This is a genomic window from Mycobacteroides chelonae (assembly GCF_016767715.1).
GTDB classification, from domain to species: Bacteria; Actinomycetota; Actinomycetes; order Mycobacteriales; family Mycobacteriaceae; genus Mycobacterium; species Mycobacterium gwanakae.
Genome location: NZ_CP050145.1, coordinates 2,703,454 through 2,719,123, shown reverse-complemented (window position 1 = coordinate 2,719,123; position 15,670 = coordinate 2,703,454). Strand labels below are relative to the sequence as shown.

General features: G+C 63.8%; 17 protein-coding genes. 13 read left to right on the top strand and 4 right to left on the bottom strand.

The window, feature by feature from the left end:
* Window position 1: 1 nt before the first annotated feature.
* The 3 genes from HBA99_RS13350 to hisI are packed head-to-tail and all read left to right on the top strand — an operon-like array spanning window position 2 to window position 1,931.
* Complete coding sequence (locus HBA99_RS13350; RefSeq protein WP_109494435.1) at window positions 2-808, top strand: inositol monophosphatase family protein; 807 nt, start codon at window positions 2-4, stop codon at window positions 806-808.
* Window positions 805-1,578, top strand: a complete 774-nt coding sequence (gene hisF, locus HBA99_RS13345) for an imidazole glycerol phosphate synthase subunit HisF (RefSeq protein WP_070952540.1) — start codon at window positions 805-807, stop codon at window positions 1,576-1,578. The genes HBA99_RS13350 and hisF overlap by 4 nt, the downstream gene beginning before the upstream one ends.
* Window positions 1,575-1,931 carry a phosphoribosyl-AMP cyclohydrolase gene (gene hisI, locus HBA99_RS13340; protein WP_030093380.1) on the top strand — a complete coding sequence of 119 codons (357 nt, stop codon included), beginning with the start codon at window positions 1,575-1,577 and terminating at the stop codon, window positions 1,929-1,931. The genes hisF and hisI overlap by 4 nt, the downstream gene beginning before the upstream one ends.
* Here hisI and HBA99_RS13335 read toward each other — a convergent pair.
* The 4 genes from HBA99_RS13335 to HBA99_RS13320 all read right to left on the bottom strand — a co-directional run bounded on the left by HBA99_RS13335 (window position 1,905) and on the right by HBA99_RS13320 (window position 6,250).
* The gene (locus HBA99_RS13335; RefSeq protein ID WP_070949577.1) at window positions 1,905-2,363 is read right to left on the bottom strand and encodes a peroxiredoxin; all 459 of its coding nucleotides are present in this window, start codon (window positions 2,361-2,363) and stop codon (window positions 1,905-1,907) included. The genes hisI and HBA99_RS13335 overlap by 27 nt on opposite strands.
* A 10-nt stretch (window positions 2,364-2,373) precedes the next feature.
* Window positions 2,374-2,802 carry an HIT family protein gene (locus HBA99_RS13330; RefSeq protein WP_057965865.1) on the bottom strand — a complete coding sequence of 143 codons (429 nt, stop codon included), beginning with the start codon at window positions 2,800-2,802 and terminating at the stop codon, window positions 2,374-2,376.
* 167 nt (window positions 2,803-2,969) lie between these two features.
* Complete coding sequence (locus HBA99_RS13325) at window positions 2,970-5,810, bottom strand: MMPL/RND family transporter (protein WP_070924245.1); 2,841 nt, start codon at window positions 5,808-5,810, stop codon at window positions 2,970-2,972.
* Complete coding sequence (locus tag HBA99_RS13320) at window positions 5,807-6,250, bottom strand: MmpS family transport accessory protein (RefSeq protein ID WP_057969046.1); 444 nt, start codon at window positions 6,248-6,250, stop codon at window positions 5,807-5,809. The genes HBA99_RS13325 and HBA99_RS13320 overlap by 4 nt, the downstream gene beginning before the upstream one ends.
* A gap of 379 nt (window positions 6,251-6,629) precedes the next feature.
* Here HBA99_RS13320 and HBA99_RS13315 point away from each other — a divergent pair, with 379 nt between their 5' ends.
* From HBA99_RS13315 to pyk, 10 genes are all read left to right on the top strand, one after another.
* Complete coding sequence (locus tag HBA99_RS13315; RefSeq protein ID WP_057969098.1) at window positions 6,630-7,121, top strand: MarR family winged helix-turn-helix transcriptional regulator; 492 nt, start codon at window positions 6,630-6,632, stop codon at window positions 7,119-7,121.
* Between the two features lie 65 nt (window positions 7,122-7,186).
* Complete coding sequence (locus HBA99_RS13310; protein ID WP_057969045.1) at window positions 7,187-8,722, top strand: anthranilate synthase component I; 1,536 nt, start codon at window positions 7,187-7,189, stop codon at window positions 8,720-8,722.
* Window positions 8,715-9,347, top strand: a complete 633-nt coding sequence (locus tag HBA99_RS13305; RefSeq protein WP_044105637.1) for a TIGR02234 family membrane protein — start codon at window positions 8,715-8,717, stop codon at window positions 9,345-9,347. Before HBA99_RS13310 ends, HBA99_RS13305 begins: the two co-directional genes overlap by 8 nt.
* 94 nt (window positions 9,348-9,441) lie before the next feature.
* Window positions 9,442-10,260, top strand: coding sequence for an indole-3-glycerol phosphate synthase TrpC (trpC, locus tag HBA99_RS13300; protein ID WP_030097721.1), 819 nt, complete (start codon window positions 9,442-9,444; stop codon window positions 10,258-10,260).
* A 6-nt stretch (window positions 10,261-10,266) separates the two neighbouring features.
* The gene (gene trpB, locus HBA99_RS13295) at window positions 10,267-11,541 is read left to right on the top strand and encodes a tryptophan synthase subunit beta (protein ID WP_057965864.1); all 1,275 of its coding nucleotides are present in this window, start codon (window positions 10,267-10,269) and stop codon (window positions 11,539-11,541) included.
* A complete protein-coding gene (trpA, locus tag HBA99_RS13290; RefSeq protein ID WP_070924244.1) occupies window positions 11,538-12,326 on the top strand; it encodes a tryptophan synthase subunit alpha in 789 nt (262 codons plus the stop codon). Before trpB ends, trpA begins: the two co-directional genes overlap by 4 nt.
* Before the next feature lie 34 nt (window positions 12,327-12,360).
* Window positions 12,361-13,404, top strand: coding sequence for a prolipoprotein diacylglyceryl transferase (lgt, locus tag HBA99_RS13285; RefSeq protein WP_070924243.1), 1,044 nt, complete (start codon window positions 12,361-12,363; stop codon window positions 13,402-13,404).
* The gene (locus HBA99_RS13280; RefSeq protein ID WP_046253764.1) at window positions 13,401-13,757 is read left to right on the top strand and encodes an NINE protein; all 357 of its coding nucleotides are present in this window, start codon (window positions 13,401-13,403) and stop codon (window positions 13,755-13,757) included. Before lgt ends, HBA99_RS13280 begins: the two co-directional genes overlap by 4 nt.
* An 83-nt stretch (window positions 13,758-13,840) precedes the next feature.
* Window positions 13,841-14,155 carry a quaternary ammonium compound efflux SMR transporter SugE gene (sugE, locus tag HBA99_RS13275; protein ID WP_030097726.1) on the top strand — a complete coding sequence of 105 codons (315 nt, stop codon included), beginning with the start codon at window positions 13,841-13,843 and terminating at the stop codon, window positions 14,153-14,155.
* A gap of 87 nt (window positions 14,156-14,242) precedes the next feature.
* A complete protein-coding gene (pyk, locus tag HBA99_RS13270) occupies window positions 14,243-15,661 on the top strand; it encodes a pyruvate kinase (RefSeq protein ID WP_081342888.1) in 1,419 nt (472 codons plus the stop codon).
* Window positions 15,662-15,670: the final 9 nt, after the last annotated feature.

Sequence of the window (15,670 nt, the reverse complement as noted above, 5' to 3'; positions counted from 1 at the left end):
CATGCCTGATCTGAATGCGCTAGTAGCCGAGGCGTCCTTGATTCTGGACGTGGCGGCGCAGCGCTTCGTGGCCGGGCACGGTGCCGATGGTGTCGTGTTCAAGGGTGGTAAGGACTTCGCCACCGAAGAGGACTTGGCCATCGAGCGGATGGTGGTGGAGGCGCTTACCGACCGCACCGGAATCGGTGTGCACGGCGAGGAATTCGGTGGTCCGGCAGTGGATTCTGGTCTGGTTTGGGTGGTGGATCCCATTGACGGAACCGTCAACTACGCGGCGGGTTCTCCGATGGCTGCGATTCTGCTGGGACTGCTCTCCGATGGGGTGCCAGTCGCCGGATTGACCTGGCTGCCGTTCATGGGGGACAGGTACACCGGTGTCGCAGGTGGTCCATTGGTCCGCAACGGTGTTGCGATGCCGCCCTTGCCACGTGCCGATCTCGCGGATGTTGCGGTGGGCCTGGGCACGTTCAACGTCGACTGGAAGGGGCGGATACCGGGTCGCTACCGCCTGGCAGTGGTGGAGAAGCTGAGCCGCATCACCTCGCGCCTGCGGATGCACGGCAGCACCGGTATCGATCTGGCGTTCACGGCAGGCGGGATACTCGGCGGCGCAGTGAGTTTCGGTGCGCACGTGTGGGATCACGCCGCAGGTATCGCACTGGTTGAGGCCGCGGGCGGTCACGCGACGGATCTGCGCGGCAATCTTTGGACCCCCGAATCGCCATCGGTGCTGGTGGCCGCGCCCGGTGTGCACGAACAGATCCTGGAAGTGCTGGCTGAGGTCGGGGATCCGGAGGACTACCGATGAGTGTTGCTACCCGTGTCATCGCCTGCCTTGACGTCGACGATGGTCGTGTGGTCAAGGGTGTTAACTTCGAAAACCTCCGTGACGCAGGCGATCCGGTCGAGCTCGCGGCCGCATACGACGCCGAGGGCGTCGATGAACTGACCTTTCTCGATGTCACGGCCTCGTCGGCGGGTCGGGCAACCATGTTGGATGTGGTGCGACGCACGGCCGAGCAGGTGTTTATTCCGTTGACGGTGGGCGGCGGTGTGCGATCGGTGGAAGACGTCAATGTGCTGCTGCGAGCGGGCGCGGACAAGGTCAGCGTCAATACGGCGGCGATCGCACGTCCGGAGTTGTTGGCCGAGCTGGCACAGCGGTTCGGCTCACAGTGCATCGTGCTGAGCGTGGATGCGCGCCGGGTCCGTGAGGGTGACGCGCCGACACCGTCCGGGTGGGAGGTCACGACCCATGGTGGCCGCAAGGGCACCGGGATCGATGCCATCGAATGGACCAGGCGGGGAGCCGAATTGGGTGTGGGGGAGATCCTGCTCAATTCCATGGATGCGGACGGCACCAAGGCGGGGTTCGATCTTCCGATGATCGCCGCCGCGCGTACAGCGGTTGACGTACCCGTGATCGCCAGTGGCGGAGCCGGTGCTGTTGAGCACTTCTCACCCGCGGTCAAGGCCGGCGCCGACGCGGTGCTGGCCGCCAGTGTCTTCCACTTTCGGGAACTGACCATCGCCGAGGTGAAGGCGGCGATGGCCGCGGAAGGGATCACGGTGCGATGAGCGAGCTGGATCCCGGGATTGCCGGCCGCCTCAAGCGCGACGCGGCCGGCCTGATCACCGCGGTGGTGCAAGAGCGCGGCACCGGCACGGTGTTGATGGTGGCCTGGATGAACGACGAGGCGTTGGCGCAGACCCTGGCGACCCGACGCGGGACATACTTCTCGCGATCCCGGCAGCGTCTATGGGTCAAGGGCGAGACATCCGGCCACACCCAGTACGTGCACGCGGTGCGGCTCGACTGCGACGGTGACACGCTGGTGCTGGAAGTCGACCAGACCGGGCCGGCGTGCCACACCGGCGCGCACAGTTGCTTTGACGCCGACGTGTTACTTGCGGGCGCGGAGGAACTCTAAAGCCTTGTCGGCGTGCGCGTTCATGTTGAGTTCGCTCGCGAAGACTTCGAGGATCGTCTTGTCGGTGCCGATGATGAACGTGGTCCGCTTGACCGGAGCCAGCTTGCCCAACAGACCGCGCTTGACCCCGAACGCTGACGAGACCTTGCCGCCGGTGTCCGAGAGCAACGGGTAGTCGAACTTGCGCTTATCGGCGAAGTCGGCCTGCTTGTCTACCGAGTCGACGCTGATGCCGACGCGCGAGGCGCCGACTTCCTTGAATTCGCTTGCCAGATCGCGGAAGTGGCACGCCTCGGCGGTGCAGCCGGGGGTATTGGCAGCGGGATAGAAGAACAGCACGACGGGCCCGTCGGCCAGGAGCGCCGAGAGGCTGCGGGGTGTGCCGGTCTGGTCCGGAAGTTCGAAGTCGGCGACGCGATCACCAGGTTTCATGACTCGAACGCTACGCCAGCGCGTTGGACAGCCGGTTTCCCAGGGCGGAGATGGTCAAGGCGTCACCGCGTATGCCCGGTGCCCACGGCAGACCGAGCCGGTCTTTGGACTTGTCGACATATCGTGGAATCACGTGCAGATGGAAGTGGAACTCCGTCTGCCATGCGTGGGCGCCGCAGCAATTCAGCAGATTCACCCCATCGGCGCCGAGCTCGGAAACGACCGCTTTCGCTATCCGCTGGGCCGCCACCGCGACGGCACTCAGATCCTCGGCCGGGATCTCGAGGAGGTCCTTGCTGTGCCGCTTCGGAACGACCAGCAGATGGCCGTCCGAACCCGGATTGATATCCATGAAGGCGTATGTGTCGGCATCCTCTGCCACCCGCACACCAGGAACTACACCGGAGACGATTCCGCAGAACAAGCATTCATCGGCCACCGCCTCAGGCTAAAGGCGTTGACGTATCGAATGTATGTTCGATACCGTCGAACGGTCTGGATGCCTTCGACGTGATGAGGTGCGGCATGCCATCGAAGAATGTGACGGTGTTCCTGCCCGGTGGTGTGGTGTGGGAGATTAGCTGGAACGTGTATCGGCGAGCCAGGTCAATGAGTGGCAACAGTCGTTCCCCTGTACTGGGCAGGTGCTGGACGCGAACGGATGATGCGCGGCCACCAGAACAGCGGACCGAGAAGCCGGGCGATCGCGGGAGTGATGAACGATCGCACGATGAGCGTGTCCAGCAGCAGGCCAAGCCCGATAATGGACCCCAGCTGGCCGACCGACAACAGGTCGCTGGAGAGCATGGCCATCATCGTCGTCGCGAACACGATGCCCGCGGTGGTGACCACCTTGCCCGAGTTGGCCACCGCTCTGATCAAACCTGTATTCAGCCCGGCTTTGCTTTCCTCCAGATAGCGGGCGATGAGTAGCAGGTTGTAGTCCGATCCCACGGCCACCAGGATGATGAAGGTGATGGGCAGGTTCAACCAGCTCAGCGGTATGCCCAGGAAGTGCTGCCAGACCAGAACCGAAAGGCCGAAGGCGCCCGAGTACGAGAACGCGACCGTGCCGATGATGACCAGTGCCGCCACCACACTGCGGGTGATCAACAGCATCACCAGGAAGATCAGCGCGAATGCCGCGATCGCCGCGATCAGGAGGTCGGTCTTGGTGGCGTCCTGGATATCCCAGTACGTTGCGGCCGCACCCCCCAGATAAACCCGCGAACCGGCCAGCGTCGTTCCCTTCAGCGCTTCCTTGGCTGCCGGCAGGTAAGCCTGAGCGTGGTCGATGCCTTCCTCGCTGAGCGCTTCACCGTCGTGATAGATCATGTAGCGCGCGGACTTCCCGTCCGGTGACACGAAGTACTTCAGATCGATCTGGAAGTACGGATTGTCGAAGGCTTCGGGCGGCAGGTAGAAGAACTCGTCGTTCTTGGAACTGTCGAAGGCGTGCCCGAGATCCATCATCTGGCGGCCCAGCTCGTTCAGCTGAGTCAGCATCGGCCGCATGGTGCTCTGCTCGGTCAGCACCACTTTGCGCATGTTGTCCAGTTCGGCGGCACTCTTGCCGATGACCTGGACCAGCTGTGGCGTGACGGCGTCCTGGATCATCGCGGCTTTGAGGCTGTCATCGACCGCGTCGGTCATCGAATCGACCTGGTCGGTCATGTCGAACAGCGATCTCATCGCCCAGCACATCGGGATGTCGGCGCAATGCGGTTCCCAGTAGAAGTAGTTCCGCAGCGGCCTGAACTGGTCGTCGAAGTTGGCCAGGGTGTCCCGCATATTGACGGTGACGTCCTTCAACTCCTGTGCGCCCTTGAGCGAGATATGCGCCGAATTGGCCTGCTGCCCAGTCAGGTCCTGCTGCTGGCGCATCAGGGCGGCCATGCGATCGGTGATATCGGCCATCTGGGTGAACCGGTCGGTGAGATCGGTAAGGAACGGGATCAGCTCGTTGATCTTGGTTCCCATCGTCCCCATCGTGTAGGTGAAGGACGAATGCTCCAGTGGTGTGCCCAATGGCCTGGTGACACTCTGGATCATCGCGACGCCCGGCGTGTGGAACACCTCGCGCGCCACCTTGTCCAAGGCGATCATGTCCGTCGAATTGCGCATGTCGTGGTCGGATTCGATCATGAGCATGTCGCTGTTGAGCTTGCTCACCGGGAAATGCCGGTCGGCGGCCGCATATCCCTGGTTCGCCGGCACGTCGTCGGCTATGTAGATGCGGTCGTTGTAGTTGGGCCGATACGACGGAAGCGTGATCGAACCGATCATCACCACGACACTGCTCACGACGAGAATACGTCCGGGCCACCGCACGGTGACGGTACCCACCTTGCGCCAAATGCCGGCGCTGGCCTTGACTTTGGGTTCGAATACCCCGAAGCGGCTGCCGAGTGCCAGCACCGCGGGCCCGAAGGTAAGGGATGCCGCGACCGCCACGAGAGTCGCGGCCGCACACGGCAGGCCCATCGTGTTGAAGTAATTGAGGCGGGTGAATTGCAGGCAGAACGTCGCGCCGGCAATCGCCAGGCCCGAGCCCAGGATGACGTGGGAGACGCCTCTGACCGCGGAGTAGTACGCGGTCTCCCGATCCTCGCCGGCGTGACGCGCCTCCTGGTATCTACCGATCAGGAAGATTGCATAGTCGGTTCCGGCACCCAGAATCAACGACACCAGGATGTTCGACGCGAACACAGAGATGCCGATCAGCTTGTGATAGGCGAGGAAAGCGACAACGCCTCGCCCGCACGACAGTTCCACCATCACGATCAGTAGCGTCAGCAAAGCCGTTGCGACAGAACGATAGACGATGAGCAACATCACCGTGATGATGACGATGGTCACGTACATCAGGCGGATCATGCTTTGGTTGCCCACCTGGAGCATGTCCGTGGACAACGGGGCCGAACCGGACACATAGACCTTGACCCCATCGGGGGGCTGGACTTCGGCGACCAACTCGCGGACCGCACGGATCGATTCGTCTGAGACTGTCGAACCTTGATCACCTGCGACGCGCACGAGCGTGTACGCAGCCTGGCCGTCGGAACTCTGCACACCCGCGGCAGTGGTGCCCTGACCCCACAGATTCATGACGTACTGGACGTGCTTTTTGTCGTTTTCCAGCTTGCTTGCCAGCACGTCGTAGAACTTGTGGTCGTCGTCATTCAGCTTGTGATCACCCTCCAGGATGACCATCGCCAGGCTGTTGCTGTCGGATTCCTTGAACGATTCCCCGATGTGAATCAAGGCCCTGGAGGACGGCGCATCGAGCGGCACCAACGGACCCTGATTTGCGTCGGTTACCGGTTCGAGCTGCGGCACCACCGTATTGATCACGATGGTGAACGCCAACCACGCGAGCACGACCAGTATCGAGTACTTGCGAATTGCCTTGGCGAAGCGCGGTTTCTGGGCGGAGTGTGCGCTCATGCGGAAAGCACCTGGCACCAGACACCAGCGTGCTCACCGGTCGCGGTGTGTTCCGAGCGCACCAATCCGTCAACGGTGATGCGGCAGCCCACGTTTCGCCCGGCGACCTGCGCTGTGATGTCTCCGGTCGCGGTCGTCAAGACGGTTGTTTCGGTGTGTGTCCAGGGCAGTCCGGTGAGTTCGATATCGACGGGTCTGTTGTCGGTATCCCAATAGCTCACCCGCGCCCAGCCGCCGTAATCGCCGTACACCTCGTAAACGATGTTCTTGGGATTGAACTGGACAACGGCGAAATTGCCCCCGGGGCTGTGTGTTCGGTCCTGCGATCCGAAGACCCCGTGCGCGAACTTGATGGCCAACCCGGCGACAAGAAGTATGACGATCGCTACTGCGGGTAACCAGATCTTGCTGACCACACGACGGCTTCTGGAAATGCTCATGGCTGCACCTTTCGAGGATCAAGACCAGCGGGGACCCGCAACATCCGGGGGCATCGGCCTGCCTCATTGCCTGCCGAGCGGTGTGGAACGTGGTCGTCACGAGTGACGGCCGATGAGCCTCGCGCTCGATTCGTCCCGGCCATGTGACGGATGGTGAGAGTGGGGGAACGCGCTCATGCGTGACAGATACTATACAAGTTATGTATTAGGTGTGGATCTCGCCGATGAGATCCTTGTCTCAGCAGCTGGTGCGAGTCATTGAGGAATAAAATCGCCGCATCACGGGCGCATGTTGCCGAGCTCGCCGATGGTGACGCCCCGATTTCGATAGCCTGGGCCCGATCCGCGTTTATCTGGCACACCTGGACCGAGAGGCATGATGGCTGTCCACGAGAGTTCGATCACCACCCGTGACTGGACGCTGAACAGGCCGGAGCTCGACACATCGCCGATGGAGGTCATCGGCTCTCTGAAGCGCGCGTCGGGATTGCTCGCCCGGTTGCTCGAGCCTCTCTATGCGACCGCGGCCATCGCCGAGCCCGAGCACGACGTTCTGGTGGTGCTCCGGCACCGCAAGGGTCCGGTGATCGCGCGCCATGTCGCAGAAGAGCTCGGTGTATCGCAAGCCTGGGTGAGCAGAATGCTGCGCAAGCTGGAGGAGCGTGGATACGTACGCCGGGAAGCCAACGCCAACGACCGCCGTGCCGCAATCATCAGCATGACTGACAGCGGGCGGTCGGTCGTGGACGAATTGTTCCCCGAGAGGCTGCGTATCGAGGCCGAGGCCCTGGCCGGACTCGGGGACGAGCGCGCCTCGGTCGTCGCGGGCCTGGAGCGACTCGTCGCGACCCTCAAGGCATACGAGGGTTAGGTTCGCACCGCTGACGCTGGTGGCATGGCCGAATCCGTTGGCGGGGGTCTGGGAGAATGGCACGTATGCATAGCACCGTCAGTGGCGCCGCGACCACGACCAGGGAAGAGTTCAACGCCCTGGCGGCGGTGCATCGGGTGGTGCCGGTGACCCGAAAAGTGTTGGCAGACAGCGAGACACCGCTCTCCGCCTACCGCAAGCTGGGCGCCAACCGGCCCGGCACCTTTCTGCTTGAATCGGCGGAGAATGGGCGGTCGTGGTCGCGCTGGTCCTTCATCGGCGCGGGATCGCCCTCTGCCCTGACGGTGCGCGACGGCCATGCCGCCTGGCTCGGAGCCGCCCCGGAGGGGGCGCCCGGCGGGGGCGATCCGCTCGATGCATTGCGGGCCACGATGGACCTGCTGGCAGGCGAGGCGCTGTCGGACCTCCCGCCACTGTCCGGCGGCATGGTTGGTTTCCTGTCCTATGACATCGTCCGGCGGCTGGAGCGCCTTCCAGAGCAGACAGTCGATGATCTGGGGCTGCCGGATCTGCTGCTCCTGCTCGCCACCGATATGGCGGCCGTCGATCACCACGAAGGCACCATCACGCTCATCGCCAACGCGGTGAACTGGGATGACACCCCGGAGCGTGTGGCCGAGGCCTATGACGGCGCGGTCGCGCGACTCGACGTGATGACGGCGGCGCTGGGGCAACCGTTGCCCTCGACTGTTGCCCATTTCGACCGCCCGGCACCGGCGTATCGCAGCCAGCGCACGGTGGAGGAATACAGCGCGATCGTCGACAAACTCGTCGGCGAGATCGAAGCCGGCGAGGCATTTCAGGTGGTGCCGAGCATGCGCTTCGAAATGGAGACCGATGTCGACCCGCTGGAGGTGTACCGCATCCTGCGGGTCACCAACCCGAGCCCGTACATGTATTTACTGCATGCGCCGGATGCCGATGGCGGGACAGCTTTTTCGATCGTGGGATCGAGTCCGGAGGCGCTCGTCACCGTCAAGGACGGAGTGGCCACCACCCACCCGATCGCAGGAACGCGCTGGCGGGGCGCCACCGATGAGGAAGACACCTTGCTCGCCAAGGATCTACTTGCCGACGAGAAGGAGCTCTCCGAACACCTCATGCTGGTTGATTTGGGCCGCAACGATCTCGGACGCGTGTGTACGCCCGGCACGGTGCGGGTCAGCGATTACAGCCATATCGAGCGCTACAGCCACGTCATGCACTTGGTCTCGACAGTGTCGGGATCGCTGGCGGACGGTAAGACAGCGCTTGACGCCATCACCGCATGTTTCCCCGCGGGAACGCTGTCGGGGGCGCCGAAGGTACGCGCCATGGAACTCATCGAGGAAGTCGAGCTGACTCGTCGCGGACTGTACGGGGGGGTGCTGGGATACCTGGACTTCGCCGGAAACGCCGATTTCGCCATCGCGATCCGAACCGCGCTGTTCAAAGACGGGCGTGCCTACGTGCAAGCCGGTGGGGGTGTGGTCGCCGACTCCACGGGCGAGTACGAGTACAACGAGGCCAGGAACAAGGCCACCGCGGTGCTCAATGCGATCGCCGCTGCCGAAACCCTCACGGGCGCCGCGGATGTCTAATCCGGCTCCGCCGCAGTCGGGCCGCAAGCGGCTGGTCACCGGCGCCGGATTGCTCCTGATCGCAGCGGGTGGACTGTGGGGAGCCTCAAAGTTCACGTGGGTGCGCCTGCGTTCCTTCGACGGTTTGGGTGAGCCGCGAACGATTCTGGTTTCCGGCGCCGACTGGTCGGCGGCCTTGGTTCCGTTGGCGGTCGCCTTGGTGGCGGCGGCGATCGCGACTCTGGCCATCCGCGGATGGGCCCTGCGGATCCTGGCGGTTCTCGTCGCGGTGATCGGAGCGGGCGCGGCCTATCTGGGGGTCAGCCTATGGGCCGTTCGTGATGTCGGGCCCCGCGCCGCGGACGTCAAGAACGTCCCGGTGTCCACCCTGATCGGCGCCGACCGGCTCTCCGGTGGAGCCACCACCGCCGTGGTGGCCGCGGTGGTGGTCGTATTGGCCGCCATTACGCTTCTGCGGGCCGCACGGGGTGTCGTGGACACCAAGTATCAGACTCCGGCCGCGCGACGCTCAGACAGTGCGGATCTGGGAGAAAAGACGCAGAGCGAGCGGGTGATGTGGGACAGCCTGGACGATGGACAGGACCCCACCGTCGGTCCGCCCGAGCGTTCGTCGGGCCCTACCTGACCCGGTTTTCTTGTGTGAGCCTCGAACGGCTACCCTTCTGTGAAGTTCGAGCGTGTAGGCGCGGGGGCGTCGCAAGAAGGGAATCATCGAGGTCATGAGTTCGGGAACCGTACTCGATTCGATCCTCGATGGCGTGCGCGCTGATGTCGCGGCTCGCGAAGCCGTTGTTGATCTGGCCACCGTGAAGGCGGCCGCCAAAGCAGCACCCAAGCCACTCGATGTCATGGCCGCGCTGCGCGAGCCGGGAATCGCCGTGATCGCCGAGGTGAAGCGGGCCAGCCCATCGCGTGGTGCACTGGCCGATATCAGCGATCCCGCAGAGCTTGCCAAGGCTTACGAGGATGGGGGAGCACGGATTATCAGCGTGCTCACCGAGGGCCGGCGATTCCACGGAAGTCTCGACGATCTGGACTCGGTGCGCGCCGCCGTATCAGTTCCCGTGTTGCGCAAAGACTTTGTCATCAGTCCGTACCAGATCCACGAGGCGCGGGCACATGGCGCCGACCTGATCCTGCTGATCGTTGCGGCGCTGGAACAGACCGCACTCGTCTCGCTGCTCGACCGCACCGAGTCGCTCGGGATGACCGCGCTGGTGGAAGTACACACCGAGGAAGAAGCAGATCGTGCGCTGTCCGCCGGCGCATCCGTTATCGGTGTCAATGCCCGCGACCTGAAAACTCTTGAAATCGACCGCGATTGCTTCTCGCGTATTGCGCCGGGGCTGCCCAGCGGCATCATCCGCATCGCCGAGTCCGGCATTCGCGGGACGGCCGACCTGCTGGCGTATGCCGGTGCAGGTGCCGACGCCGTACTGGTCGGTGAGGGATTGGTTACCAGTGGCGATCCGCGCGGAGCCGTCGCCGATTTGGTGACCGCGGGCACGCATCCGTCCTGCCCCAAACCGGCTCGCTAGACAATTATGAAGAACACCGGCCTGCCGCAGATGAGTGCTGCGATTGCCGAGCCAACCGCGCATGATCCCGATGGCCGCGGGCACTTTGGTCCCTACGGCGGCCGATATGTGGCCGAGGCTCTGATGGCCGTCATCGAAGAAGTGACCGCCGCGTACGAGAAGGTCAGGTCCGACCGGTCCTTCCTCGACGAGCTCGACCGGTTGCAGACGCACTATGTGGGCCGGCCCTCGCCGCTGTACGAGGCCGAGCGCCTCAGTGCCCACGCGGGCGGTGCACGTCTGCTGCTCAAGCGAGAAGACCTTAACCACACCGGTTCCCACAAGATCAACAACGTTCTTGGCCAGGTCCTTCTGGCCAAGAGGATGGGCAAGACACGCGTCATCGCGGAGACCGGCGCGGGACAGCACGGAGTCGCCACTGCCACCGCGTGTGCACTTCTGGGGCTCGAGTGCGTCATCTACATGGGCGCCGTCGATACCGCACGCCAGGCACTCAATGTCGCGCGAATGCGGTTGTTGGGATCGACCGTGGTGTCCGTGGAATCGGGATCGAAGACCCTCAAGGACGCGATCAACGACGCCATGCGCGACTGGGTGACCAACGCGCACAACACCTACTACTGCTTCGGTACCGCTGCCGGCCCACATCCCTTCCCGGTGATGGTTCGCGATTTTCAGCGCATCATCGGCATGGAAGCGCGGGCTCAGGTACAGGACCAGGTCGGCAGATTGCCAGATGCGGTGGTGGCCTGTGTCGGCGGCGGCTCGAACGCGATCGGTATTTTCCACGCGTTCATCGACGATCCACAGGTGCGGCTGGTCGGGTACGAAGCCGCCGGCGACGGTGTCGAAACCGGAAGGCACGCCGCCACATTCACCGGTGGCACGCCCGGGGCTTTCCAGGGCTCCTACTCGTATCTGTTGCAGGACGAAGATGGTCAAACTATCGAGTCTCATTCAATCTCAGCGGGTTTGGATTACCCCGGAGTGGGCCCCGAGCATGCCTGGCTGCGTGAGACCGGGCGCGCCGATTACCGCCCGGTGACCGACAGCGAGGCCATGGACGCCTTCCTGCTGCTTTCTCGCGCCGAGGGCATCATCCCGGCCATCGAATCGGCACACGCCGTCGCGGGCGCACTCAAGCTCGGAACGGAGCTGGGCGAAGGCGCGGTGATCGTGGTCAACCTGTCCGGACGTGGCGACAAGGACGTCGAGACCGCGGCCAAGTGGTTCGACCTCTTGGACAAGAACGACGCGGATCAGAACGGGGCCGGGGCATGACGCAGTCAGGCCGCCTGACCGAGGTCTTCGACAAGTGCCGCGCCGAGGGGCGTGCCGCGCTGATCGGTTATCTGCCCAACGGGTATCCGGACCTGGACACCTCGATCGAACTGATGACCACGCTGGTGCAGGGCGGGTGCGACATCATCGAAGTCGGAATCGCCTACTCGGATCCGATGATGGACGGCCCGATGATCGCCGCGGCGGCGGAAACCGCGCTGAGTAACGGGATTCGGGTGGCTGACGTTTTCACGACGGTCCGCGCCATCACCGATGCCGGCGGACAGGCCGTCGTGATGTCGTACTGGAATCCGGTGCTGCGGTATGGAGTTGACGCGTTCTCACGTGACCTCGCCGCGGCTGGAGGCCTCGGAATCATCACCCCCGATCTGATCCCCGACGAGGCCGACGACTGGATCGCGGCCTCCGATGCTCATGACCTCGATCGCATCTTCCTGGTCGCGCCCTCATCCACGCCGGAGAGACTCGAAAAGACGATCGGCGCATGCCGGGGCTTCGTGTACGCGGCGTCCACCATGGGTGTCACTGGCGCTCGCGACGCGGTGTCGAATGCCGCTCCCGCGCTGGTGAGCAGGGTTCGCGAGGTCTCCGATATCCCGGTGGGGGTCGGTCTTGGCGTGCGATCCGGTGCTCAGGCAGCCGAGATCGCCGCATATGCCGACGGCGTCATCGTGGGCTCGGCGCTGGTGGCGGCCGCCCCCCAAGGTGCGACCGCCGTGCGTAGCCTGACTGAAGAGTTGGCGACCGGAGTCCGAAGGGCCTAAGCCCAGGGATGACAGGAAAAGCAGGGACAACACCGTGACAGTCGTGAATCTGGCATATATCCCCAGCCCGCCCCAAGGGGTTTGGCATCTGGGGCCCATCCCGATCCGCGCCTACGCACTGTGCATCATCGCGGGCATCATCGTCGCGCTGGTCATCGGCGATCGTCGATGGGAGCAGCGCGGCGGCGAGCGCGGTGTCATCTATGACATCGCGTTGTGGGCGGTGCCGTTCGGACTGGTCGGTGGACGTCTTTACCACGTGATGACCGACTGGCAGACGTACTTCGGCCCGCACGGCAAGGGGCTGGGCAAGGCGATCGCGGTCTGGGAAGGCGGCCTCGGTATCTGGGGAGCCGTCGCCCTCGGTGGTGTCGGCGCCTGGATCGCGTGCCGCCGGCGAGGTATTTCGTTGCCCGCCTTCGGCGACGCGATCGCTCCCGGCATCGTGCTGGCGCAGGCGATCGGCCGGTTGGGCAACTACTTCAATCAGGAACTCACCGGTGGTCCCACTACGCTGCCGTGGGGGCTAGAGCTGTTCTACCGGCGCTCGGCCGACGGCACGGTAGACGTTCTCAATCTCAACGGTGTGTCCACCGGAGAGGTCGCACAGGTCGTCCACCCGACCTTTCTCTACGAATTGTTATGGAACGTCCTTGTTTTCGCGCTGTTGATCTTCGTCGATCGACGCTTCAAGATCGGGCATGGACGCCTGTTCGCGATGTACGTCGCGGCGTACTGCGTGGGGCGCTTCTGGGTCGAATTGATGCGGGTGGACCCGGCCACACAGTTTGGTGGAATTCGCGTCAACTCCTTCACTTCGACACTGGTGTTCCTCGGTGCGATCGCCTACATTCTGCTGGCCCCCAAGGGACGTGAGGATCCGGCGACCCTGGGTGGTACCCCAGCGCAGACCGAAGAGGCCGCGAGCGCGGACGGTGAGGCTGCCGCTCAGGAACCCGCGGACTCTAGTGATGTCGCGGACGCGGGGGAGGAAGACGTCACGAAACCCCCGGTGGACGACCCCGCTGAGGAATCGGCCGACGAGACCGGTGAGAATTCTGGCATTGTGGAGAAATGACCGAGAGCACGCCGCCTCCTTTCGGAACACCTCCGCCGGTGCCGCCATCGCCAGGCGTCCCGTATCCACCCCCATATGTGGACCCCGCCGCACCGTACGGGCGTGACCCGGCCACCGGGGCACCGTACTCAGATAAGTCGAAGCTGATCGCCGGCCTGCTGCAACTGTTGGGCCTGGTCGGATTTCTGGGCTTCGGTCGGATCTATCTGGGACAGACGCTGCTCGGCGTTGTCCAGCTGCTGATCGGCCTGGTGACGTTCGGAATCGTCGCTGTCATCTGGGCGGTCGTCGATGCGGTCCTGATCTTCGGCGGCAAGGTCAGCGATAAAGCGGGTCGGCAGCTTCGCGATTGACATGTGAGAGAATGAAGATGACCGGGACGACCCGGTAATTCTTCGCCAGGGGACGGCCTCACCGAAATGTGGAGGTATCTCTCATGGTTTGGCTGGTCCTTCTTCTTGCGGGTCTGCTCGAGGTGGGCTGGGCCATCGGCCTGAAATACACCGAGGGATTCACTCGGCTGTGGCCGACCGTCGGCACTGTCGGATCGATGATCATCAGCATCGCGATGCTGGGCATTGCGATGAAAAGCTTGCCGGTCGGCACCGCCTACGCGATCTGGGTGGGTGTTGGTGCTGTCGGTACCGCAATCCTGGGCATCGTGCTGTTCGGCGATTCGGCCAACGCCTGGCGGCTATTGAGCCTGGGGTTGATCGTTGCCGGCATCATCGGTCTGAAATTGGCCTCCTGACAACGCAAACCGGTGAAGGTAACCGCTTGGTGAATCGTGTCCGCGCTGACTCGTGAGTAGGTATCAGCACGACTATGCTCAAAAGTCGTGACGAGACGCGGAAAGATTGTTTGTACCCTTGGTCCTGCGACCGGTTCCGCCGAGCTTGTACGTGAGCTTGTCGAATCCGGGATGGACGTCGCGCGACTCAACTTCAGCCACGGCGAGCACGCCGACCATGAGCAGAACTATCGCTGGGTGCGTAAGGCATCCGACGAGACCGGGCGCGCGGTCGGCGTGCTCGCGGACCTGCAGGGTCCCAAGATCCGGCTGGGCCGGTTCGCCACCGGGGCCACCCATTGGGCGACAGGCGAACAGGTCAGGATCACCGTCGAGGATGTCGTGGGAACCCCGGACCGGGTGTCGACCACATACAAGCAGTTGGCTAACGATGCTGCCGTGGGCGACAGGCTTCTGGTGGACGACGGCAAGGTCGGCTTGACCGTCGAGGCGATCGAAGGCAACGACGTGGTCTGCCGGGTCACCGAGGGAGGTCCGGTCAGCAACAACAAGGGGCTCTCCCTTCCGGGGATGAATGTCTCGGTGCCGGCCCTGTCCGAAAAGGACATCGCGGATCTCGAGTTCGCACTGCGCCTCGGGGTGGACCTCATCGCACTGTCGTTTGTGCGGTCGCCCGGCGATGTGGAACTGGTGCACGCCATCATGGACCGCGTCGGACGTCGGGTGCCGGTGATCGCCAAGCTCGAGAAGCCCGAGGCGGTCGCCAACCTTGAGGCGATCGTGCTCGCATTCGACGCGATCATGGTCGCTCGCGGCGATCTGGGGGTCGAACTTCCGCTCGAAGATGTGCCGATTGTGCAGAAGCGCGCTATCCAGATCGCGCGTGAGAACGCGCGTCCGGTCATCGTGGCGACTCAGATGCTCGAGTCGATGATCGAAAACTCACGCCCGACGCGCGCCGAGGCTTCGGATGTCGCCAACGCGGTCCTGGACGGGGCAGATGCCGTGATGTTGTCGGGGGAGACCTCGGTGGGCAAGTACCCCATGGAGGCCGTGCGGACAATGGCCCGCATCGTGTCCGCGGTCGAGAGCCATTCGGTGAGCGCGCCGCCGCTGACCCACGTGCCGCGAACCAAACGCGGTGTCATCTCGTATGCGGCGCGCGATATCGGCGAACGGCTCAACGCCAAGGCCCTGGTGGCGTTCACACAGTCGGGCGACACGGTGCGACGGCTGGCCCGGTTGCACACTCCACTGCCGGTGCTGGCCTTCACCCCGCTGCCCGAGGTACGTAGCCAGTTGGCGCTGACCTGGGGAACTGAAACCTTCATCGTCCCGGTCATGGACACCACCGACGGCATGATCCAACAAGTGGATACGGCGTTGCTGGCTATGGAGCGCTATCAACGGGGAGATCTGGTGGTGATCGTCGCGGGCGCTCCACCCGGGACAGTAGGCTCGACCAATCTGATCCACGTACACCGGATCGGCGAGGACGACCACTAGAGACGAGGA